Origin of the sequence: Psychromonas ingrahamii 37 (genome assembly GCF_000015285.1) — a bacterium.
Lineage (GTDB): Bacteria > Pseudomonadota > Gammaproteobacteria > Enterobacterales > Psychromonadaceae > Psychromonas > Psychromonas ingrahamii.
This window is the reverse complement of the sequence record NC_008709.1, coordinates 4,537,240-4,559,598: the sequence shown is the minus strand read 5'-3', so window position 1 is coordinate 4,559,598 and position 22,359 is coordinate 4,537,240. Positions and strand designations below refer to the sequence as shown.

The 22,359-nt window shown below is 39.2% G+C and carries 21 protein-coding genes; 19 read left to right on the top strand and 2 right to left on the bottom strand.

Translation table 11 applies throughout. The features are described 5' to 3' along the window. The first annotated feature begins 512 nt into the window (after positions 1–512). The 14 genes from mioC (at position 513) to PING_RS19215 (ending at position 12,762) form a co-directional block, all read left to right on the top strand. Positions 513–968: an FMN-binding protein MioC gene (mioC, locus tag PING_RS19280; protein ID WP_011771964.1), complete on the top strand. Its 456-nt coding sequence runs from the start codon at positions 513–515 to the stop codon at positions 966–968. Positions 969–1,340: 372 nt separating this feature from the next. Next, complete coding sequence (mnmG, locus tag PING_RS19275) at positions 1,341–3,230, top strand: tRNA uridine-5-carboxymethylaminomethyl(34) synthesis enzyme MnmG (RefSeq protein WP_011771963.1); 1,890 nt, start codon at positions 1,341–1,343, stop codon at positions 3,228–3,230. Continuing rightward, the gene (rsmG, locus tag PING_RS19270) at positions 3,231–3,854 is read left to right on the top strand and encodes a 16S rRNA (guanine(527)-N(7))-methyltransferase RsmG (RefSeq protein WP_011771962.1); all 624 of its coding nucleotides are present in this window, start codon (positions 3,231–3,233) and stop codon (positions 3,852–3,854) included. Between the two features lie 113 nt (positions 3,855–3,967). Then, entirely contained in the window at positions 3,968–4,741 is a 774-nt protein-coding gene (locus tag PING_RS19265; RefSeq protein WP_011771961.1) for a ParA family protein, read from the top strand. Positions 4,742–4,774: 33 nt separating this feature from the next. Further along, positions 4,775–5,692: a ParB/RepB/Spo0J family partition protein gene (locus PING_RS19260; RefSeq protein ID WP_011771960.1), complete on the top strand. Its 918-nt coding sequence runs from the start codon at positions 4,775–4,777 to the stop codon at positions 5,690–5,692. A gap of 163 nt (positions 5,693–5,855) precedes the next feature. Further along, positions 5,856–6,260 (top strand): ATP synthase subunit I, encoded by a 405-nt coding sequence (locus PING_RS19255; RefSeq protein WP_011771959.1) that lies wholly within the window; start codon positions 5,856–5,858, stop codon positions 6,258–6,260. After that, positions 6,250–7,071, top strand: a complete 822-nt coding sequence (gene atpB, locus PING_RS19250) for a F0F1 ATP synthase subunit A (protein ID WP_041766731.1) — start codon at positions 6,250–6,252, stop codon at positions 7,069–7,071. The genes PING_RS19255 and atpB overlap by 11 nt, the downstream gene beginning before the upstream one ends. A 47-nt stretch (positions 7,072–7,118) precedes the next feature. Beyond that, complete coding sequence (atpE, locus tag PING_RS19245) at positions 7,119–7,376, top strand: F0F1 ATP synthase subunit C (protein ID WP_011771957.1); 258 nt, start codon at positions 7,119–7,121, stop codon at positions 7,374–7,376. Between the two features lie 38 nt (positions 7,377–7,414). After that, a complete protein-coding gene (atpF, locus tag PING_RS19240; protein ID WP_011771956.1) occupies positions 7,415–7,885 on the top strand; it encodes a F0F1 ATP synthase subunit B in 471 nt (156 codons plus the stop codon). Positions 7,886–7,896: 11 nt separating this feature from the next. Further along, the gene (atpH, locus tag PING_RS19235; protein ID WP_011771955.1) at positions 7,897–8,430 is read left to right on the top strand and encodes a F0F1 ATP synthase subunit delta; all 534 of its coding nucleotides are present in this window, start codon (positions 7,897–7,899) and stop codon (positions 8,428–8,430) included. A gap of 12 nt (positions 8,431–8,442) precedes the next feature. Beyond that, positions 8,443–9,984, top strand: coding sequence for a F0F1 ATP synthase subunit alpha (gene atpA, locus PING_RS19230; RefSeq protein ID WP_011771954.1), 1,542 nt, complete (start codon positions 8,443–8,445; stop codon positions 9,982–9,984). A gap of 49 nt (positions 9,985–10,033) precedes the next feature. Beyond that, on the top strand, positions 10,034–10,900 hold the full coding sequence (gene atpG / locus PING_RS19225; RefSeq protein ID WP_011771953.1) for a F0F1 ATP synthase subunit gamma: 867 nt from the start codon (positions 10,034–10,036) through the stop codon (positions 10,898–10,900). Positions 10,901–10,929: 29 nt separating this feature from the next. Then, positions 10,930–12,327 (top strand): F0F1 ATP synthase subunit beta, encoded by a 1,398-nt coding sequence (gene atpD / locus PING_RS19220; RefSeq protein WP_011771952.1) that lies wholly within the window; start codon positions 10,930–10,932, stop codon positions 12,325–12,327. A gap of 15 nt (positions 12,328–12,342) precedes the next feature. Beyond that, positions 12,343–12,762 (top strand): F0F1 ATP synthase subunit epsilon, encoded by a 420-nt coding sequence (locus PING_RS19215; protein WP_011771951.1) that lies wholly within the window; start codon positions 12,343–12,345, stop codon positions 12,760–12,762. Between the two features lie 51 nt (positions 12,763–12,813). On the opposite strand, the gene PING_RS19210 is transcribed toward PING_RS19215, so the two are convergent. Continuing rightward, entirely contained in the window at positions 12,814–13,506 is a 693-nt protein-coding gene (locus tag PING_RS19210; protein ID WP_011771950.1) for a DUF2161 domain-containing phosphodiesterase, read from the bottom strand. Positions 13,507–13,849: 343 nt separating this feature from the next. Here PING_RS19210 and glyQ point away from each other — a divergent pair, with 343 nt between their 5' ends. The 5 genes from glyQ to PING_RS19185 all read left to right on the top strand — a co-directional run bounded on the left by glyQ (position 13,850) and on the right by PING_RS19185 (position 19,595). Further along, positions 13,850–14,758 carry a glycine--tRNA ligase subunit alpha gene (gene glyQ, locus PING_RS19205; RefSeq protein ID WP_011771949.1) on the top strand — a complete coding sequence of 303 codons (909 nt, stop codon included), beginning with the start codon at positions 13,850–13,852 and terminating at the stop codon, positions 14,756–14,758. An 11-nt stretch (positions 14,759–14,769) separates the two neighbouring features. Beyond that, positions 14,770–16,836, top strand: a complete 2,067-nt coding sequence (gene glyS / locus PING_RS19200) for a glycine--tRNA ligase subunit beta (protein ID WP_011771948.1) — start codon at positions 14,770–14,772, stop codon at positions 16,834–16,836. Positions 16,837–17,034: 198 nt separating this feature from the next. Continuing rightward, positions 17,035–18,288, top strand: a complete 1,254-nt coding sequence (locus PING_RS19195) for a valine--pyruvate transaminase (protein ID WP_011771947.1) — start codon at positions 17,035–17,037, stop codon at positions 18,286–18,288. A gap of 176 nt (positions 18,289–18,464) precedes the next feature. Further along, positions 18,465–19,172 (top strand): AzlC family ABC transporter permease, encoded by a 708-nt coding sequence (locus tag PING_RS19190; protein WP_011771946.1) that lies wholly within the window; start codon positions 18,465–18,467, stop codon positions 19,170–19,172. A gap of 93 nt (positions 19,173–19,265) precedes the next feature. After that, positions 19,266–19,595: a branched-chain amino acid transporter permease gene (locus tag PING_RS19185; RefSeq protein WP_011771945.1), complete on the top strand. Its 330-nt coding sequence runs from the start codon at positions 19,266–19,268 to the stop codon at positions 19,593–19,595. 443 nt (positions 19,596–20,038) lie between these two features. Here PING_RS19185 and PING_RS19180 read toward each other — a convergent pair whose 3' ends face one another. Next, positions 20,039–22,222: an EAL domain-containing protein gene (locus PING_RS19180; RefSeq protein WP_011771944.1), complete on the bottom strand. Its 2,184-nt coding sequence runs from the start codon at positions 22,220–22,222 to the stop codon at positions 20,039–20,041. Positions 22,223–22,359: the final 137 nt, after the last annotated feature.

Sequence of the window (22,359 nt, the reverse complement as noted above, 5' to 3'; positions counted from 1 at the left end):
TTTATTCGTGTGTCACTTTTATTGATGAGTAAGCTATTTACGAAGTAAAAAGTTACTGCCTTTACAAGAAAGGACTTTGATTTTTTGAAATCACATCAACAATAAGTGTCCACACAGATTGTTTGATTAAATTGTTAAAGAGCGTGCCTTTCGGCGAGGTGCGTATATTACGCCACCTGTAAACGATGTCAATGATTAATTTATCTTTCTAATCAACGTCATACGTTATTAGAAGCTTAATCTTTTTCGTTCTGAGTAACCGGATTGACTTGCGTCTTTCCCGTTTCCGTGGGGCGCATTATAGAGATTTTATGAACCTTGGCAAGGCCTTTATTGATGATTATTTCAATAAAATGCGCGAACGAATAATTAATAAACAAAGTGCTGTTTTCTTCTGCGTTATTCAATAAATTAATCAATTTCTTTTCTAATTTCCTAAGAAACTTTATTTTTGTTTTTATTTTAGCTATATAGTTAAAAAAATTATGGATTATGAATTATGGAGATTGTAAATGAGTACATTACAAATATTAGTAGGCAGTACGTTAGGTGGAACAGAATATGTTGCGGAAGCCGCGCAAGTTTTATTAGAGGAAGCAGGTTTTGATTCTGAACTTCATTTTGATCCTGATTTGAATACTTTATCTTTGTCTGAAGATGAAATTTGGCTAATTTGTTTATCTACACATGGAGCAGGCGATTACCCTGAAAACTTCAAATCATTTGCTGAACAACTGCAAGGTGTGAATGCTCCTCTAAATGATGTACGTTACGGTATTATTGGCATTGGCGATTCCAATTACGATACTTTTTGCGAAGCTGCCAAAAATATGGATTATATTTTAGAAGAAATGGGTGCTGTTCGAATCGGAGATCGTTTAGAAATTGATGTAGTAGATCATCCTATTCCTGAAGACAATATATCAAATTGGATCTCTTTATGGATTGAAGATCTTAACGATTTATGAGGATTTTCGTTCATAAGTTATCCACAGATGGTTGTGTGTATGTTGCTTATAAGTTATGTACTGGTGTTGTTTTAACAGTGTATAAACCCCATTCTAATTGTAACTGTGCATAAGTAGCCAAACTATCCCCTAGTTAAACTCAGGAAGACCCCTTCTTGTGCACATTTAAAGATCTACTTTAAGATCCTGATCTTTAAGATCAATAAAGGGTTTTGCACAGAAATTCAATTACATTAATAAGTATAGTAATAAAGATCTTTAAAGATCTTTATATAATACTAATACTATTGTTTTGATCTTATCTGTTTTCCTTTAGGCAAGAAAAGAGTAAAATCCCTTTTGTCTTTTTAACTTATAGTTTTGGAAAAATGAATGAATTACCACGAACATTTTGACGTAATTGTTATTGGCGGAGGCCATGCAGGAACTGAAGCCGCTGCTGCCGCTGCTCGTATGGGCATGAATACTTTATTATTAACCCATAATATTGAAACATTAGGTCAAATGTCCTGTAACCCCGCCATTGGTGGGATTGGTAAAGGACACCTAGTCAGAGAAATTGATGCACTAGGTGGTCTAATGGCAAACGCCGCAGACAAAGCAGGTATTCAATTTAGAATACTTAATGGCAGTAAAGGACCCGCCGTGAGAGCAACACGGGCACAGGCTGATCGTCTGTTATATAAAGCGGCGATACGAGAAAAGCTAGAAAACCAGGAAAACCTAAAAATATTTCAACAAGAAGTGGAAGATCTTGTTGTCGAAAACGATCGAGTTAGCGGTGTTGTGACTAAAATGGGCATTAAATTTTCCGCAAAAACCGTTGTGTTGACGGTTGGTACTTTCTTAAATGGGCAAATCCATGTTGGCCTAAAAAATCATAGTGGTGGCCGGGCAGGTGATTCCGCTTCAATCGGTTTAGCGCAGCGCTTAAGAGAGCTACCGTTACGTACTGGACGTTTAAAAACGGGTACACCTGCACGTATAGATTCCCGCAGTATTGATTTTTCAGCATTAGAAGTTCAGCACGGTGATAACCCCACGCCTGTCTTTTCATTCTTGGGCGATCGTAGTGAGCATCCTAGACAAATTCCTTGTTATATCACGCACACTAATGAAAAAACACACGATATTATCCGTCGTAATTTAGACCGAAGCCCTATGTATTCAGGGGTTATTGAAGGTGTTGGTCCGCGTTATTGTCCTTCTATTGAAGACAAAGTAATGCGTTTTGCCGATAAAAATTCTCATCAAATATTTGTTGAACCGGAAGGCTTAACAACCAATGAAATTTATCCGAATGGGATATCTACAAGTTTACCCTTTGACGTACAAATTGATTTTATTCGTTCAATGAAAGGTTTTGAAAACGCATTTGTGACTAGACCTGGCTATGCTATTGAATACGATTATTTTGATCCTCGCGATCTAAAGTCAACGTTGGAAAGTAAATATATTGATGGTTTATTCTTTGCGGGCCAGATTAATGGCACAACGGGTTACGAAGAAGCAGCCGCTCAAGGTTTACTAGCAGGCATGAATGCAGGTTTAATGGTACAGGATAAAGAGGGATGGTGCCCAGGTCGTGATCAAGCTTATGCCGGTGTACTCGTCGATGATCTTTCTACTCTGGGTACAAAAGAGCCCTATCGCATGTTTACCAGTCGTGCTGAATATCGCCTGTTGTTACGTGAAGATAATGCCGATACTCGATTAACAGAAAAAGGGCGTGAATTGGGTCTTGTTGATGATATTCGCTGGAAAGCATTTAGCATGAAACAAGAATCCGTAGAAACAGAAATTCAACGATTAAAAAATCAATGGATACACCCTAAATCAGAAAATGCTTCGCAAATAAATGCGTTATTAAAAACACCAATGCAGCGTGAAAGTACGCTTGAAGGAATGATTCGTCGACCTGAAGTGAATTATCAAAGTTTAATCTCAATTGAAGGATTAGGGCCAGTACTCGAAAATGTTCAAGCTGCTGAGCAAGTTGAAATTATAATCAAATACCAAGGTTACGTAGATCGTCAGCGCGAAGAAATAGAAAAACTTAAACGTAATGAAGATACATTATTGCCTATTCATCTGGATTATTCGGATATTAAAGGTTTATCAAATGAAGTGACGGCTAAATTAAATGATACTAAGCCCGAAAATATTGGTCAAGCTTCCAGAATTTCAGGAATAACACCAGCTGCAATATCTATATTATTAATTTATATAAAGAAAAATGCGCTAAGACGTAAGGTTTTATAAATGAGTCTGCTTGAAAATTTGCAAAAATTAATTGATCAAACTTCACTTGAAGTGACTGATCAACAAAAGCAACAGTTAGTGCAGTTGGTCGAGTTATTAAACAAGTGGAATAAAGCTTACAATCTCACTTCTGTAAGAGATCCTGAGCAAATGCTTGTTAAACATATAATGGACAGTATAGTTGTATCACCCTATCTAATAGGAGAACGTTTCATTGACGTTGGTACCGGTCCAGGCTTACCTGGATTACCTTTAGCTATTCTAAATCCCGATAAACAATTTGTTTTATTAGATAGTCTGGGTAAACGCTTGCGATTTATTCGTCAAGCACTTTTGGAGTTGGGACTAAAAAATGTAACCGCAGTGCAGAGTCGGGTAGAAGAGTATCAGCCAGAGCATAAATTTGACGTTGTTCTCAGCCGCGCATTTGCTTCACTTCATGATATGTTGTATTGGTGCAAACATTTACCCCATGAAGAAGGACATTTTCTTGCTTTAAAGGGGCAATTTCCAGCGCAAGAAATAAAAGAACTAGATAAAGAGTTTGAATTTGTAGAATCAATTTCATTACAAGTGCCAACACTTGAAGGCGAACGTTGCTTGGTTAAAATTAAACGTATTTAGATAATTAATCAGTATCTTCGGATTATAGATCGTTCAGTGACAACCGCTTAGCTCTGGTTCTGCCTTTTCAAGTCATTTGGGTAGGGTATTCATTTTAATTAAGAGTAGAACTTGTGGGTAAAATAATTGCGATAGCAAATCAAAAAGGGGGTGTAGGTAAAACAACAACCTGCGTAAATATCGCTGCTTCAATAGCTGCAACTAAACGTAACGTTTTGGTGATTGATTTAGATCCCCAAGGTAATGCAACCATGGGAAGTGGAGTTGATAAATATGAAGTTGCTCACAGTGCTTACGATTTATTAATTGATGAGTTACCGCTAGATCAAGTTGTCCAGGTTGAAACAACCGGGGGTTATCACCTGATTGCGGCTAACAGTGATGTTACTGCTGCTGAAGTTAAGTTAATGGAATATTTTGCACGAGAAACGCGCTTACGCAGTGCATTAGCAGACTACAAAGATAATTATGACTATATTTTTATTGACTGCCCCCCCTCGTTAAATATGCTGACCGTCAATGCCATGACGGCAGCTGATTCTGTGTTAATTCCAATGCAGTGTGAATATTATGCGTTAGAAGGTTTAACTGCGCTGCTTGATACTATTAGTAAGCTCGCATCAGTGGTTAATTCAGGGCTTAAGATCGAAGGTATTTTACGCACTATGTATGATCCTCGTAATCGCCTTTGTTCAGATGTCTCGGATCAATTAAAAAAACACTTTGGTGAAAAAGTTTATCGGACTATTATTCCACGTAATATCCGCTTAGCAGAGGCGCCAAGTTTTAGTACTCCGGTTATGTATTATGATAAAAATTCGACTGGTGCAAAAGCTTATCTGGCATTAGCCGCTGAAATATTGCGACAAGAAGAAAAACTTGAGTAGCAAAGTGCTAGAACGGTCTAAATAGGGATTATCATGTTAGGGAAAAAAAGAGGTTTAGGCAAAGGACTCGATTCATTATTAAGCAGTAGTTCATCGCACCGCCAAAAACAGGTTTCTCATGACGTTAATACAGACAAAAAACAACCGTTGATTGACGATGTTAGTGTTAAGGGAATATTAATAGATATTGATGTCAATTTTTTGCATCCGGGTAAATATCAACCTAGAAGAGGAATGGATAATAAAGCATTAGATGAACTGGCTAATTCAATCCATGCGCAAGGTATTATCCAACCTCTGGTCATCAGAGAAACCGGTCACCAACAATATGAGATTATTGCTGGAGAACGCCGTTGGAGAGCGGCTAAAATTATTGGTCTGGAAAATGTTCCCTGTATAATTAAAAACGTAGAAGATAATGCGGCAATAGCCATTGCATTAATAGAAAATATTCAACGCGAAAACCTTAATGCAATGGAAGAAGCAGTTGCATTAAAACGCCTTTTAGAAGAATTTGATTTAACGCATATTGAAGTCGCTAAGGCGGTTGGAAAATCACGTACCACGATCAGTAATTTATTAAGGTTAAATAATTTAAATGAAGCCGTTAAATTATTATTGGAGCATGGTGATATTGAAATGGGGCACGCCAGAGCACTACTAAGCTGTGAAAAAAATCAGCAAGTTGAGTTAGCAAAGATAATTATTGCAAAATCATTAAACGTGAGAAAAGCAGAGTTATTAGTAAAAAAAGCCTTAAATCCTCAACCGGAAAAACAGGCTTCCCTACCCTGCCAAAAAACAGAAAAAATTATTAACACATTTCAAAATAAATTTGGTTTATCAGTAACCGCTAAAACGGGCAAAAAACAAGCGGGTCAATTGGTTATTAATTATAATTCGCTGGATGATTTAGAAGAATTAATGTATAAAATTGCGCTAGAACAATGAAATGCGAAAGAAATAAATATTATTGATCTATAGCGCATATATAGCGCCCAAAATGTGCTCTTATATTGCATTGACTTGGATGTTGCTATAGTCTTCACCACGATTTGACATGTTGGTTGAGAGAACTCTCAAAGTGCATGTTAAATAATTAAAGGAAAATAAAATGGTTGATAAACTGGCAATAAAAAGTCAGAAAGCGGGACTTAAATTGGTTGGTTTTCAATTATTAATCGTTCTTTTTATTGCACTGGTATTAACTGTTTTTTCTTCAACTAAATCAGGATATTCAGGTTTAGCGGGAGGGATAACTTTTATGCTTCCTAATATGATTTTTGTTTTCATGACTTTTGCGCATGCAGGTGCCAGTAAAACAAAATTGATACTTAGGGGGTTCTACGTTGGAGAGGCAATAAAACTAACCCTTACTGTGATTCTATTTAGTATTTTTTTGAAATCTGGGACGCTATTTTTACCGTCTTTTTATATTTCATTTTTACTTTTAGTAGCATCTCAATGGTTAGCACCTTTCTTTTTTTACGATAATAATGGGATAAAAAATGACCGCTAAAGATGAAGTGTTAACTTCTTCCGGGTATATCCAACATCATCTAACAAATGCACAAATGTGTACTGTTGATGGTAGCATTGCATTTAATTATGCTTGTGCTGATGCTGGATTTTGGACTTGGCACATTGACTCTCTCCTATTTTCAGTTGGCCTAGGTGTTCTATTCTTGTTTGTTTTTTACAAGGTAGGGCAAAAAGCAACAACGGGTGTCCCCGGCAAACTCCAATGTGCAGTTGAAATGCTCATGGAATTTGTTAGTAACGCGGTAAAAGATTCTTTTCACGGTCGTAGCCCTGTTATTGCACCATTAGCTCTGACCATATTCGTTTGGATTTTACTAATGAATACGATGGATCTAATACCTGTTGACTTTATTCCTGAAGCCGCCAAACAAATATTAGGTGTTCCTTACCTGAAAGTTGTACCAACAACGGATATGAATATTACTTTTGGATTATCATTAAGTGTATTTGCATTAATTGTTTTTTACTCCATTAAGATCAAAGGAATTACAGGGTTTGTTAAAGAATTAACCCTACAACCTTTTAATCATTGGGCATTTATTCCAGTTAACTTTATTTTGGAAACAATTGCTTTGATTGCGAAGCCGATATCTTTATCTCTTCGTTTGTTTGGTAATCTGTATGCAGGTGAGTTGATCTTTATTCTAATTGCATTAATGCCTTGGTGGAGCCAAGCGGCACTTTCTGTGCCATGGGCAATATTCCACATCCTGGTGATTGTGCTACAGGCCTTTATTTTTATGATGCTGACAATTGTTTACCTCAGTATGGCTCATGAAGATCATTAAATTTTAATTAAACAATTTTACAAACTTTTAAATACTCGGAGAAAAAAATGGAAATTATTATCAGCTCTACGGCTATTGCTGTTGCACTTATGATTGGTCTTGCTGCATTTGGTACGGCCGTTGGTTTTGCTATTCTAGGTGGGAAATTCTTAGAAGCATCTGCGCGCCAACCAGAGATGGGCCCTGCGCTTCAAACTAAAATGTTCATCGTTGCTGGTCTTCTTGATGCTATTTCTATGATTGCGGTTGGTGTTGCACTATTTTTCGTATTCGCAAACCCATTCCTAAGTCAACTACCTGCTTAATATAGGATCCTGATTAACTACATTATTAAGGAGCCGTTATGAATATAAACGCAACCCTATTAGGCCAAGCTATCGCATTTGCGGTATTTGTTTGGTTCTGCATGAAGTATGTGTGGCCACCACTTCTTGCCGCGATAGAAGATCGCCAAAAGAAGATTTCTGATGGTTTAACACAAGCAGAACGAGCAGGGAAAGATCTTGAGTTAGCACAAGCTAAAGCATCTGAAAAGTTAAAAGAAGCTAAGGTACAGGCAGCAGAGATTATTGAACAGGCAAATAAACGTCGTAATCAAATTGTTGAAGCTGCAAAAACAGAAGCTGAGACCGAGCGTCAAAAAATAATTGCGCAAGGTGAAGCAGAAGTTGAAGTGGATCGTAATCGTGTTCGCGAAGAACTCCGTTTAAAGGTTTCAGCTCTTGCCATTGCGGGTGCTGAGAAAATCATTAAGCGTTCTATTGATAAAGAAGCGAACAGCGATATTATCGATAAATTGGTTGCTGAACTATAAGGAGTGAGCTTATGTCTGAATTGACTACCGTAGCTCGCCCTTATGCAAGAGCTGCTTTTGAATTTGCCGTTGATAGTAACAAAATCGAAGCTTGGTCTGAGATGCTGTTTTTTACCGCTGAAGTTGTTAATAATCCAACGATGGTAAAAATATTAACAAGCGATAAAACCGCACAAGAGCTAGCCGAATTGTTTCTTAATGTTTGTGAAGATCAACTCGATGAGAATGGTCAGAACTTCATTAAAATAATGGCTGAAAATGGACGTTTGAGATTTTTACCTCGCGTTGCACAACTTTTCGCTGCATTAGAAGATGAGCATAAAAAACAGGTCGACGTAAATGTTGTATCTGCTTATGGCCTATCTAAAAAGCAACTAGATGAGTTGAGTAAATCGTTAGAAAAACGTCTCGCACGAAAAGTAAATCTACATTGTAGTATTGATAAAACCCTAATTGCCGGAATGGTAGTTACTGTGGGTGACTTAGTGATTGATAGCTCTGCTAAAGGTCAACTAGGTCGATTATCTAATACTTTACAATCTTAATGGGAAATTGGCATGCAACTGAATTCCACTGAAATCAGCGACCTTATCAAGCAGCGAATTGGAAAATTCGAGGCAGTAAGTGAAGCTCGTAATGAAGGTACAATCGTTTCCGTAAGCGATGGTATTGTTCGTATCAATGGCCTTGCTGAATGTATGCAGGGTGAGATGATTGAGCTACCAAATGGTGGCTTTGCGATGGCACTTAACCTTGAGCGTGACTCTGTTGGTGCAGTAGTAATGGGACCTTTCCGTGATCTTCGTGAAGGTCAAAAGGTTAAATCAACTGGACGTATTCTTGAAGTGCCAGTAGGTAAAGGTTTGTTAGGTCGTGTTGTAAACACACTTGGCGCACCCATTGATGGTAAAGGCCCGATTGAAAATGACGGTTATTCTCCTATTGAAGTAATAGCACCTGGCGTAATCGATCGTAAATCTGTTGATCAACCAGTACAAACTGGCTGGAAGTCAATCGATTCAATGGTTCCAATTGGTCGTGGCCAACGTGAATTAATCATTGGTGACCGTCAAGTTGGTAAAACGGCTATTGCAATCGATGCAATCATTAACCAAAAACACACCGGATTATTTTCAATCTATGTTGCGATTGGTCAGAAAGCATCAACCATTGCAAATGTGGTAAATAAACTTGAAGAGCATGGCGCATTAGAAAATACTATTGTTGTTGTTGCTTCTGCATCTGAAACCGCTGCGCTGCAATACCTGGCTCCTTATGCAGGTTGTTCTATGGGTGAATACTTCCGTGACCGTGGTGAAGATGCATTGATCGTATATGATGATTTGTCTAAACAAGCTGTTGCTTATCGTCAAATTTCACTGCTGCTTAAACGTCCGCCTGGTCGTGAAGCATACCCTGGTGATGTTTTCTACCTTCACTCTCGTCTTCTTGAACGTGCATCTCGTGTAAGCGCTGCTTACGTTGAGGCCTTTACTAAAGGTGCAGTGAAAGGTAAAACCGGTTCTTTAACTGCGTTACCTATCATTGAAACACAAGGTGGCGATGTATCAGCATTTGTACCTACTAACGTAATATCTATTACTGACGGTCAGATATTTTTAACAACTGAGCTATTTAATAGTGGTATTCGTCCTGCGGTTGATCCTGGTATTTCAGTATCACGTGTTGGTGGTTCTGCGCAATGTAAAGTGATCAAAAAGCTAGCGGGTGGTATTCGTACCGCACTGGCTCAATACCGTGAATTAGCGGCGTTTGCACAGTTTGCTTCGGATCTTGATGAAACAACACGTAAACAGCTTGACCACGGTAAGAAAGTAACTGAATTAATGAAGCAAAAACAATATGCTCCAATGTCAGTTGCTGAACAAGCGTTATCACTGTTTTCAGCAGAGAAAGGTTATCTAACTGATGTTGATGTTGAAAAAGTATTAGACTTTGAATCATCTCTGATCTCTTATGCTAAAACTGAGCATGCTGAATTCTATGCTCAACTTAATGAAACCGGTGATTACAGCAAAGAAATTGAAGGTCAATTCCATGCTATATTGGAAACTTTCAAAGCGACGCAAACCTGGTAATTAGTTAACTACTTAAACGGTTAATTAATCATTAATTAGGAGCTAGAGAATGGCCGGCGATAAAGAAATTAGAAATAAGATCGCGAGTGTTAAAAACACTCAAAAAATCACTGGTGCCATGGAAATGGTTGCAGCATCAAAGATGCGTCGTGCGCAATTGCGTATGAATAGCAGTCTTTCTTATGCTAAAAGCATGCGCAAAGTGATTGGTCATATCGCACTTGGTGAATTGGAGTATCACCACGCTTATCTTGAAGAAAGAGAGATAAGCCGAGTTGGTTATATTGTTATTTCAAGTGATCGTGGTTTGTGTGGCGGTTTAAATATTAACTTATTTAAACCGCTTGTTGCAGCAATGAAAAAACACTCGGAAGCGAATGTTGAAGTTGATTTAGCTGTAATAGGTTCTAAAGCGGCCACATTCTTCAATGGATTAGGCGCTAACGTAGTTGCTCAAAACTCAGGTTTAGGTGACGCACCATCAGTTAATGATTTAATTGGTTCGGTGAAAATTATGTTAGATGCCTATGACGAAGGTAAGATCGATCGTTTGTTTATAGTTAACAATAAATTCATTAGTACTATGGTTCAAGAGCCAACAATCAGCCAATTATTACCCCTGCCTAAAGCAGAAGGTGATAAGGAAGTTGCTTCTGATAGCTGGGATTACATTTACGAGGGTGAAGCTAAAGATATTTTGGATTCATTATTAGTTCGTTATGTCGAGTCTCAAGTTTATCAGGGTGTTGTTGAAAACTTAGCCTGTGAACAAGTTTCTCGTATGATTGCCATGAAGTCGGCAACCGATAATGCGGGTGACATGATTGATGAGTTACAACTTGTTGCCAATAAAGCACGTCAATCTGCAATTACTCAGGAACTTTCTGAGATTTGTAGTGGTGCGGCTGCGGTATAAGCAGATTAACAAATTTTAGAGGATCAGAGATGAGTACAGGTAAAATCATTCAGGTTATCGGTGCTGTTGTGGATGTTGAATTCCCACAAGAAACTGTGCCGAATATATACAGTGCATTGATCGTGACTGCAAAGAATCTAACCATGGAAGTTCAGCAACAAATTGGCGGCGGCGTTGTACGTTGTATCGCTATGGGTGCTTCTGATGGTTTAAGTCGCGGTTTAGATGTCACTGATACAGGTAAACCAATTACAGTACCCGTTGGTACGGCAACGTTAGGCCGAATCATGAATGTACTGGGCGAGCCTATTGATATGTGTGGTGAAATTGGTGCAACTGAGCATTATGGAATTCACCGCGAAGCCCCTACATACGAAGAGCAATCAGCTTCTGTCGCTACACTAGAAGTAGGTATTAAAGTTATAGACTTAATATGCCCATTCTCTAAAGGTGGTAAAATCGGCCTATTTGGCGGTGCGGGTGTTGGTAAAACAGTTAACATGATGGAACTTATCAATAATATCGCTTTAAAACATTCAGGTTTGTCTGTTTTTGCCGGTGTTGGTGAGCGTACTCGTGAAGGTAACGATTTCTACTTTGAAATGCAGGAAGCCGGTGTTGTTAACGTTGAAAAACCTGAGTTATCAAAAGTAGCGATGGTTTACGGTCAAATGAATGAGCCACCAGGAAACCGTTTACGTGTTGCCCTGACTGGTTTAACTATGGCTGAACGTTTCCGTGATGAAGGTAAAGACGTGTTATTATTTATTGATAATATATATCGTTATACCCTTGCAGGAACTGAAGTATCTGCGTTATTAGGCCGTATGCCTTCTGCTGTTGGTTATCAACCAACACTTGCGGAAGAGATGGGTGTTCTGCAAGAACGTATTACTTCAACTAAGACGGGTTCTATTACATCAATTCAGGCGGTATATGTACCTGCAGATGATTTAACGGATCCGGCTCCGGCAACAACCTTTGCTCACTTAGACGCAACAGTTGTACTTAACCGTAGCATCGCATCAATGGGTTTATACCCGGCGATCGATCCCTTAGATTCTACCTCTCGTCAACTTGATCCATTAGTTGTTGGCCAAGAGCACTATGATATCGCACGTGGCGTACAGGGCACCCTGCAACGTTATAAAGAGCTGAAAGATATTATTGCGATTCTGGGTATGGATGAATTATCTGAAGACGATAAACTGGTCGTATCTCGCGCACGTAAAATCGGCAATTTCTTAACTCAGGCTTATCACGTAGCAGAAGTATTTACTGGTGATCCGGGGATGTACGTACCACTTAAAGACACATTAGCTGGCTTTAAAGGGTTACTCGCTGGGGATTATGATGATCTTCCTGAGCAAGCGTTCCTATACATAGGCGCGATTGAAGAAGCTGTTGAAAAAGCGAAAAAGATGTAATAGCTGGAGATAACTATGACTAAAGCAATGACTACACATTTAGATGTTGTAAGTGCTGAAGAATCTCTTTTTTCTGGGCGCGTTTCACATCTGCAAGTTTCAGGTCAAGAAGGTGAACTGGGTATTATGCCCGGCCACACGCCACTGTTAACGCCTATTAAGCCAGGAATGGTGAAAATGGTTAAGCAGCACGGTGATGAAGAGGTTTTTTATATCTCTGGTGGTTTTCTTGAGGTGCAGCCTGGTGGTGTAACCGTGCTTGCTGATACTGCTATTCGAGGTGCCGATCTTGATAAAGCTAAAGCAGAAGAAGCTAAACGTACGGCACAAGAGCAAATTTCAAATCCGAATCAGGATATTGATTATGCCCTTGTTACTGCTCAATTAGCGCAAGCAATTGCACAACTGCGTGTTATTAAGATGCTTCGAAAGTAATATTAACTTTTGATTAAAAAGGCGACTAATAAGTCGCCTTTTTTTATTTTATTAAAGTGACAGTTTATTCATTTTAATGACCCATTCAGGGAGTTCATTCATTCCTTTTTCTGAAATGCTATAAATACCCCGATCAATTTTTTTAAACCAACCATAATAATTATCCCTTAAAAACAGCGTTGCCTGCGGTTCATTGATGGCATTTTTTATTTCAAAACCTTTACTTGAAGGTAATTCTGATAAGTATTGTGCCACTCTAATACAACGTTGACGGTAAGCGGTTAAAACGGCTTTTGTGGCGTTAGAACCACCCTTTTGAGGATCACCTAGTCGTGTTGAAAACTCTTTTAGCAGCGTACTTTGTTTACGTTTATTTTTAGGAGGTACGTAATAATCCGGATCATTGATGACTTCAACATACTGCCCCGCTTCCTGCATATCAACCACAATTAAACCAATGCCTAAACGTTTGATCAGTTTTTTGACTTTCGAGGTCTGCTTTTTATAAATGGGGCTGTGTTTGGGAATCGCAATATAGACAGTATCGGCGAGAGACAAACGGTCAACAGCTTGTAATAACAGGGTAATATTTAAGCTTAATTTCAGTTCAATAATAATTGTTTTATCGTCTTTTTTAGCGACTAGATCACAATTACTAATTTCCCCTTTGACCTGGTAACCGAGGTTTTTAAGGAACCCTTTGATTGGTAGGTAGAGATCAGATTCTTTGAGTTTATTATTCATTAATATTCTTCATTAATATTTTTCTATGTTGTTTAAATTGATTGAGTATCAGTCTGTATTAAAACATAAAACAGTTTCAAGCTTTGCAGATTCCGGCAGTTATTATTGGTTTTTATAAGGTGAAAGTTGGTCATCTTTAGCCTTAATAATATCAGCTGCCTGATTGATTTTTATTACCTATCTGCTCTTTTAGGGTTAAACATTTTGTTGTTTTAATATTAATCAATAATCTTGCCCTATTCTTAACTTCAATATGAGATCATCTAACTGATTGGCATTGGTATAATAATCTACCATAGGTATAATGGCAGTCATTTTTCTATCATCAACTTAAGCCTAAATTATGCAAAAATTCGATACTAAAACGTTTCAGGGGCTCATTCTTGCACTGCAAGATTTTTGGGCTCGCCAAGGTTGTGCCATTGTTCAACCGCTTGATATGGAAGTGGGTGCCGGTACATTTCATCCGCAAACATTTTTACGTTCAATTGGCCCTGAGCCAATGAACAGCGCCTATGTGCAACCCTGTCGTCGACCTACCGATGGTCGTTATGGTGAAAACCCAAACCGTCTGCAGCAATACTATCAATTCCAAGTGGTTTTAAAGCCGTCACCCAAAAATATTCAAGATCTTTACTTAAAGTCGCTTGAGGAAATCGGTATTGATACTTCCATTCATGATATCCGTTTTGTAGAGGATAACTGGGAATCACCCACGCTCGGCGCATGGGGACTTGGTTGGGAGATTTGGTTAAACGGCATGGAGGTAACGCAGTTTACTTATTTCCAGCAAGTGGGTGGTTTAGAGTGCTCGCCGGTAACCGGTGAAATAACCTATGGTCTGGAGCGTATTGCAATGTACGTGCAGGGTGTTGAAAGTATTTATGACCTTGTCTGGACTGACGGCCCGATGGGTAAATTGACTTACGGAGATATTTTCCATCAAAATGAAGTTGAACAATCAAGCTATAACTTTGAACATGCCGATGTAGATGCTTTATTTAATCAATTTAATCAGTGTGAAAAAGACAGCCAAAAACTGATAGAAGCGGGACTCGCATTGCCTGCCTATGAACAAGTAATGAAAGCATCTCATGCTTTTAATCTGCTCGATGCACGTCATGCCATCTCAGTCACCGAGCGTCAGCGTTACATACTTCGTGTTCGTGCATTATCAAAAGCAGTCGCTGAAGCATATTACGGCAAGCGTGAAGCGCTTGGTTTCCCACTTTGCAAAAACCTAGTTAAATAGAGGCAAGTTTCATGGCACAAGAAAATTTATTGATTGAACTGGGAACTGAAGAGTTACCGCCCAAATCACTGCGTCAACTTGCTGAATCTTTTGCAAGTAATGTTGAAGCTGAATTAAATAAAGCTGAATTATCCTTTGATAGCGTCCGATGGCTAGCATCTCCGCGTCGTTTGGCATTAGTTATTGCTAACTTATCAGACTCGCAAGCGGATAAAATAGTAGAAAAACGTGGTCCTGCGGTAAATGTTGCCTTTGATGCCGAAGGTCAGGCGACCAAAGCTGCACAGGGCTGGGCGCGTTCAAACGGTATTACCGTTGAACAAGCTGAGCGTCTGATCACTGATAAAGGGGAATGGTTATTATTCAAATCCGAGGTTAAAGGGTTATCCGTGGCGGAGCTGATTCCTGAAATCGCCGCAAATGCACTGGCCAAGTTGCCTATTTCCAAGCCGATGCGCTGGGGATCGAGCAGTACGCAATTTATCCGCCCTGTTCATACTGTGACTATGTTATTTGGTTCGCGGTTAATTCAAGGCGAGTTATTAGGTGTTGCATCGGATCGCATTATTCGTGGCCATCGTTTTCTAGGCGAAGCTGAATTGATTATTGATCATGCTGATCAATACGAAACATTATTAGATGATAGCGGTAAAGTGATTGTTGATTATGAACGCCGTAAAGCGATTATTCGTGATCAGGTTGAAGCATTGGCGGCCCATGAAAATGGTGTTGCAGATATTGATGAAAGTCTACTTGAAGAGGTGACCTCATTAGTTGAATGGCCAGTAACCTTGGTTGGGTCCTTTGAAGATAAATTTTTAGACGTCCCTTCCGAAGCCCTTATCTATACAATGAAAGATAATCAAAAATACTTCCCGGTATTAGATAAAGACGGCAAACTGTTACCGCGCTTTATTTTTGTTTCTAATATTGTCAGTCGAGATCCTGCACAAGTCATAAGCGGTAACGAAAAAGTGATTCGTCCACGTTTAGCGGATGCTGAATTCTTTTTTGAGACAGATAAGAAAAAAACCTTAGCAAGCCGTTTAGAATCTTTATCCAGTGTTTTATTTCAACAAAAATTAGGGACGTTAAAAGAAAAATCTGAACGTATTGCTAATGTCGCTGAAGATATCGCTTTGCAAATTAAAGCCGATACAAAACATGCCCAACGTGCCGGTCTTTTATCTAAAACAGATTTAATGACCGATATGGTGATGGAGTTCCCCGATGTGCAAGGCATTATGGGAATGCATTACGCGTTACATGATGGTGAAGAGCAGGAAGTTGCTATTGCCTTAAATGAGCAATACTTACCGCGTTTTGCCGGTGATAAATTACCCACTTCTTTAGTGGCATGTGCTGTTTCTTTAGCAGATAAACTCGATACTTTAGTGGGTATTTTTGGTATTGGTCAAGCACCCAAAGGTGCTGCTGATCCCTTTGCACTGCGTCGTGCTGCAATCGGTTTATTACGTATTATTACTAATAAAAATCTGGATCTGGATCTGGTCGAATTAGTTGAAATTGCGAAACTGCAATATGGTCATAAATTAACTAATGATAACGTGGTACAGGATGTTGTTGATTTCTTGTTTGCCCGATTCCGTGCGACTTATCAAGCTAACGGTTATTCAGTTGAGCTGATTCAATCGGTACTGGTTAGAAGGCCTACCAAGCCTGTTGATTTTGAGAAACGTCTTCAAGCTGTTGCCAAGTTCCAAACATTACCGGAAGCGGCTCCTATTGCCGCCGCCAATAAACGTATTAGTAATATATTAGCTAAAGTCAAAGGGGAGATAAATGCACAGGTAGACCCTTCTTTACTGCAGGAGCCCGCTGAAATCAAATTATCGGAAATTTTAGGCTCTCTAGAATCAACACTAAGGCCTTTATTTGACAACTTAGACTACGAGTCAGCCTTGTTTGAACTCGCGTCTCTAAACGAGCCTGTGGACGAATTCTTTGATAACGTAATGGTAATGGCCGAAGATCCTGCTATCAAAGCGAACCGTCTTGCGATTTTAAATCGTTTGCGTAACTTATTTTTACAAATTGCCGATGTTTCTGTTTTGTAAAAAATCATCGCAGTGCTGTGCAGATAAGTAATATATTGATTAAAAAGCTCAGTTTATACTGAGCTTTTTTGTTACAGATAAAAACGTCTACTTCTTGCTCTTCTCTTACAAAGTGCTTTTGCTCAAATGATAGTTTCATGTGTTTCATGTGAAACATCCCTCTAAAAATAATTAACAAAATATAGGATAGAAACAAAAATGCCCTACTCATTATTTGGAAATAAATTTACACAACATTCAGGCATTACTGAATTAATGGATGATCTTAATGAAGGTGTTCAGGGGGGCGACGATATTTTAATGTTGGGTGGGGGAAATCCTGCTGCCATTCCAGAGATACAAAACAGGCTGCAAGAGCTTATGCAGCAATTATTGTCCGAAGGAAAGTTAATTAATACGCTATCAAATTACGATGGGCCGCAGGGAAAAAATACCTTTATCGATGCACTGGTTGAGTTATTTAATGATCTCTATGATTGGAAATTAACGGCGCAAAATATCATGCTTACCAATGGCAGTCAGAATGCCTTTTTTTATCTCTTTAATTTGTTGGCCGGTGACTTTAGTGATGATAAAAATAAAAAAATATTATTTCCATTAGCACCTGAATATATAGGTTATGCCGATGCAAGTGTGTCTGAAGATGCTTTTGTTGCACAGCGGCCTAAAATAACAGAATTAGCGGACGGATTTTTTAAATATAATGTTGATTTTGATGCCTTAAAAGTAACCGAAGATATCGGCGCTATCTGCGTTTCCAGGCCGACAAATCCAACCGGTAATGTGTTAACCGATGATGAGATAAATCATCTTGATAGATTAGCTAAAAAGAATAATATCCCGTTAATTATCGATAATGCCTATGGTACACCTTTTCCGAATATTATTTTTGAAAATGCCACTCCCTTTTGGAACGCTAATACTATTTTGTGTTTAAGTTTATCTAAATTTGGATTACCCGGAGCACGTTGCGGTATCGTTATCGCCAAGCCTGAAATTATTAAAGCAATGTCTAGCTTATCCGGGATTACGGCTCTATCACCAGGCGGTATTGGCCCTGAAATTGTATTACCTTTAGTTAAATCCAAAGAAATTATCCAATTAAGTAATGAGGTCATTAAACCTTTTTATCAAGGGAAAGCGAACAAAGCTATCACCCTGTTACAGTCAAAAATAACCATTCCGGAATTTAAAATACATAAAGCTGAAGGGGCATTATTTCTTTGGTTATGGTTTAAAGAGTTACCTATCTCTTCCAATGAGTTGTACAAATTACTTAAAAGCAAAGGGTTATTAATTGTATCAGGGCATTATTTTTTCCCTGGTTTAGATCAGAATTGGCAGCATACGCAGGAGTGTATTCGTGTTAATTATGCGCAGGATGACAAGGTAGTTGAGCAAGGTATTACTATTTTGGCCGATACTATTAACGAATTGTATGCGAATAAATAATAGTGTTTCACGTGGAACAGCGAATCTATAGCTAGCAAATAAATCAGTTAGTTATAGATTTGTAATTAAATTGGCGCTGGCAGAATGGGATTGTGAGATGGTGTTATGGTTAACAGAACTGCCGGTATTTCTCAACTATAAGCTTGTAGCCGATAAATATAATAGAGTTAGTTTTAATGAATAAATCACTTTTTCTAAGCGCTTTTAAAACCACTGCCCCGGTGTTGTTTGGTTATATTCCGATGGGCATGGCATTTGGTGTTCTGTTCAACGAACTTGGCTTTCACTGGATTTACGCCTCGCTAATGGCATTGGTTATTTATGCCGGAGCTGCGCAGTTTATGGCTGTCGGCCTGCTGGCTAACCACGCCGGTTTTATGGAAGTGGCAATTACCACTTTGCTGCTCAATTCACGCCATCTGTTTTATGGTATCTCCCTGATCAATAAGTTTAAGACCCGCGGCTTGCGCAAGTTTTATCTGATCTTCGGATTGACCGATGAAACCTATTCATTGCTGACCGGCACACGGCCTACTGACGACAAAGATCAGACTAATTTCTATCTGCTGATCACCGTTTTAAATCATAGTTATTGGATAATTGGCTCTACCTTGGGTGCCATTGTTGGTGCTAATCTGAGTTTTAATACCACCGGACTCGATTTTACCCTGCCGGCGTTATTTATGGTGCTGGCAATCGAGCAGTATAAATCGGTGCGCGAGTCCTGGCCCTTTGTGATGGCTTGCGCCGTGGCTTTTGTGTCTATTTGGCTGTTCAGTCGAGACAATATGCTGCTGATGTCCATTGTGCTCTCGATCATCGTCTTACTACTGTTTCATAAAAGACAAAAATCGACTGAAGCTATTCAAAACGAGTCTATATAAATGCTGATCTCTATTCTGTTATTCATTATCGTCTTACTGCTGTTTCATAAAAGAAAAAAATCGACTGAAGCTATCCAACAGGGATCTTTATAAATGCAGAATATTAACTATTTGTTACTGTTTATTATGGTGATGGCGGTTGCGACTTTTATTACCCGGGTGCTGCCGTTTATTCTGCTCTATAAGATAAGCGACCATCCTATGCTGATTTATTTGGGGCGTTACCTGCCACCGGTGATGATGGTGCTGTTGCTGATTTACTGTTTTAAAGATCTGCGCTTCAGTACCTTTGACGATGGCCCGGCAGAACTTCTGGCGCTTCTTTTAGTCGTCGCTTTGCATCTGTGGCGCGGTAATGCATTGCTCAGTATTATGGCGGGTACCGGTCTGTATATGTTTATCTCCCAGTCGCTGGCTGTTTAGCTGCTGGCGAATTTTTTCTTCTGATTGTAAATTCAGGACATGAGCTAACTGTTTTCTATCTTGTTTCACGTGAAACAAGATAGAAAGAGTCGCTTTTTTAGCTGAAGTTATGAATGATTTTTATCAATAAAAATGCTTTCAACAGGCATATCTCATATCATTCCAACTGACATTTTCAAGGGTGTTTCACGTGAAACACTCTCTACTTTAGCTGCATTCGGGATAATAACTTCACCCTCAATATTTTTATCTTCAAAGTATTTTAATCGAAGATCTCCATGAGAGAAGGCTTATTCGAAAGAAAACTATTTTTAACTTGCTGAGATTCTAGCCAAAACACTGCTGGAATGACGTACTCTAGGTATTTTTCCTTGAGCCGGGCCCAGATTACTTTGTCAAAAAACGAAAAACCACCATGAAAGAGCACAATAAATGTATAAAAATCAATAGACCTCAGGTAGCAAAATCAGTCTATCTGGTATTACAGAGGTTTTCATAGGTAGTAAATTGCCGTCTTTATTTTTGTGGAGTAGTTTTTCAATGTTAGCTGCTGATTTTGGTTTACTGATGTAATAACCCTGAATAGAATGGCAGTTAAAGCGACTTAGAAAATCTAGTTGTTCTTGTGTCTCAACCCCTTCAGCTACTACCGTTAAGTCCAGATTTCTGGATAAATAGATAATAGATTCCAGTATTGCTTGATCCCTTTGTTTACCACCAATATCATTGATAAATGAACGATCAATTTTTAATACATGCAAAGGCAATAATTTCAGATAACGCAAGGATGAATAACCCGTGCCGAAATCATCCAAAGACAGTTGAATTCCCATCGCGTGAATACTATGAAGTATATTCACTACCAGATCAGGATCTTTCATCACCGCAGTCTCAGTAATTTCCAACTCCAACTGAGATGGTTTAAGACCGGTTTCTTGTAGAATTTGAGTTAATGTACTTAGCAGCGATGTATGCTCCAGCTGTCGTACCGACAGATTTACCGCCATTTTTACGGTTGGTGATAACAAACCAGATCTATGCCAGCGGTGAAGCTGCGAACAGGCTTCACGCAGTACCCACTCGCCAATAGGGACTATAAGCCCGGCTTCTTCGGCAACCGGTATAAATTCTTCTGGCGAAATAAGTGCCTGGCCATCGGGTTGCCAACGTAATAGCGCCTCAAGACCGATAATCTGGCCGCTATTTGTATCAACCTGTGGCTGATAATGTAAAAAGAACTCTTTTCGCTGCAGCGCATGACGTAAGCGGTTTTCTAACTCTATTGACTTTGACGCCTGTTGCTGCAGTTCGGCGGTATAAAACTGAAAATTATTTCGCCCTTGTTCTTTCGCCCGGTACATTGCCATATCAGCACGTTTCAACAAAGAGTCTATACACTGCGTCGAGCCTGAGCAGAGTGCAATACCTATGCTGGTACTAATTAATACCTCACGACCCAGGATATTAAAAGGGGCATCCAGGCTGGTTATCATTTTTTGGGCCAGCTTGGCAGCTTTATGAGATTCGGAGTTGACCTCCTCTAAAATCACCATAAATTCATCACCACCTAGCCGACTGACCGTGCCACCTTCTAGGGTCGCCAACTGAAGTCGCTGGGCCACCTGCTGTAAAAGCAGATCACCCACATCATGTCCTAAGGAATCATTAACTTGTTTAAAACGATCCAAATCCAGAAAAAGTAATGCCAGTTTGTTTTTACGGCGGTCAGAGCGGGAAATTGCCTGACTCAGAAGACTGGTAAACAGTGCTCGATTGGGTAGCCCGGTGAGGCAGTCATATTGTGCAAGACGGGTTAATTGTTGTTCTGTTTTTTTGCGCTCACTGATATCCTGAAATACCAATACTATACCGGAGCTTTCGGAGTTGGTTTTACAAATCGGACTGGCGGTAAACTCAACCGGGAAGCTGCTGCCATCAAAGCAATGAAAGGACTGCTGATCATCATGGATAATACGTTTAGATAATGCGGTATGATGAAGCGCACAGTCTTTAAAAGGGGATGTTAGATTATCAGTGCCCTGAATATGAGCATAATCAATACCCAGTATAGTATCATCGTTATACATCAGTAGCTGTTTGGCAGCTGGATTGGCAAAGTTTATCTTTCCCATCGGATCCAGACTGATAATACCTTCGGCAGTTGATTTTAGGAGCAGTTCATTGTGATCTTTTACCCGCTTTAGCTCGCATAGACTGTTCTCCAGCAGGCTCTTATTATTACTCAACTGCAGAAAAAAACGTACTTTTCTCTGCAATATATGGGGCTGAATCGGTTTATAAAGGTAATCGACAGCACCGACATCATAACCTTTGAATTCAAAGCTCTCATCTTTGTCAGCCGCTGTAACAAAGATGATCGGTGTATGCTGGCTGTTGAGGTTGCCACGAATCAGTTCCGCGGTTTCAAAACCATCCATTTCCGGCATCATTACGTCGAGCAGAATCATCGAAAAGTCATGACGTAATAAAAATCCCAGCGCTTCAATACCGGACTGCGCAGTGTAAAGCTCAGCATCTATTAACTCAAGCACCCGTTTCATCGAACGAATATTTTCTATTCGGTCATCGACAATCAGAATTTTGGGTTGCGGAATATTATTTGGCATCACGAATCTCTCTTCTTTTATTTCTAATATTTATCGCCTAACTACAACAGTCTTGGCGTTTGATATAACTAAGCGTGATCTCAGCAATCTATACCCAAATAATATGGATATAGATAACTCTTCGATCAATCAAACGT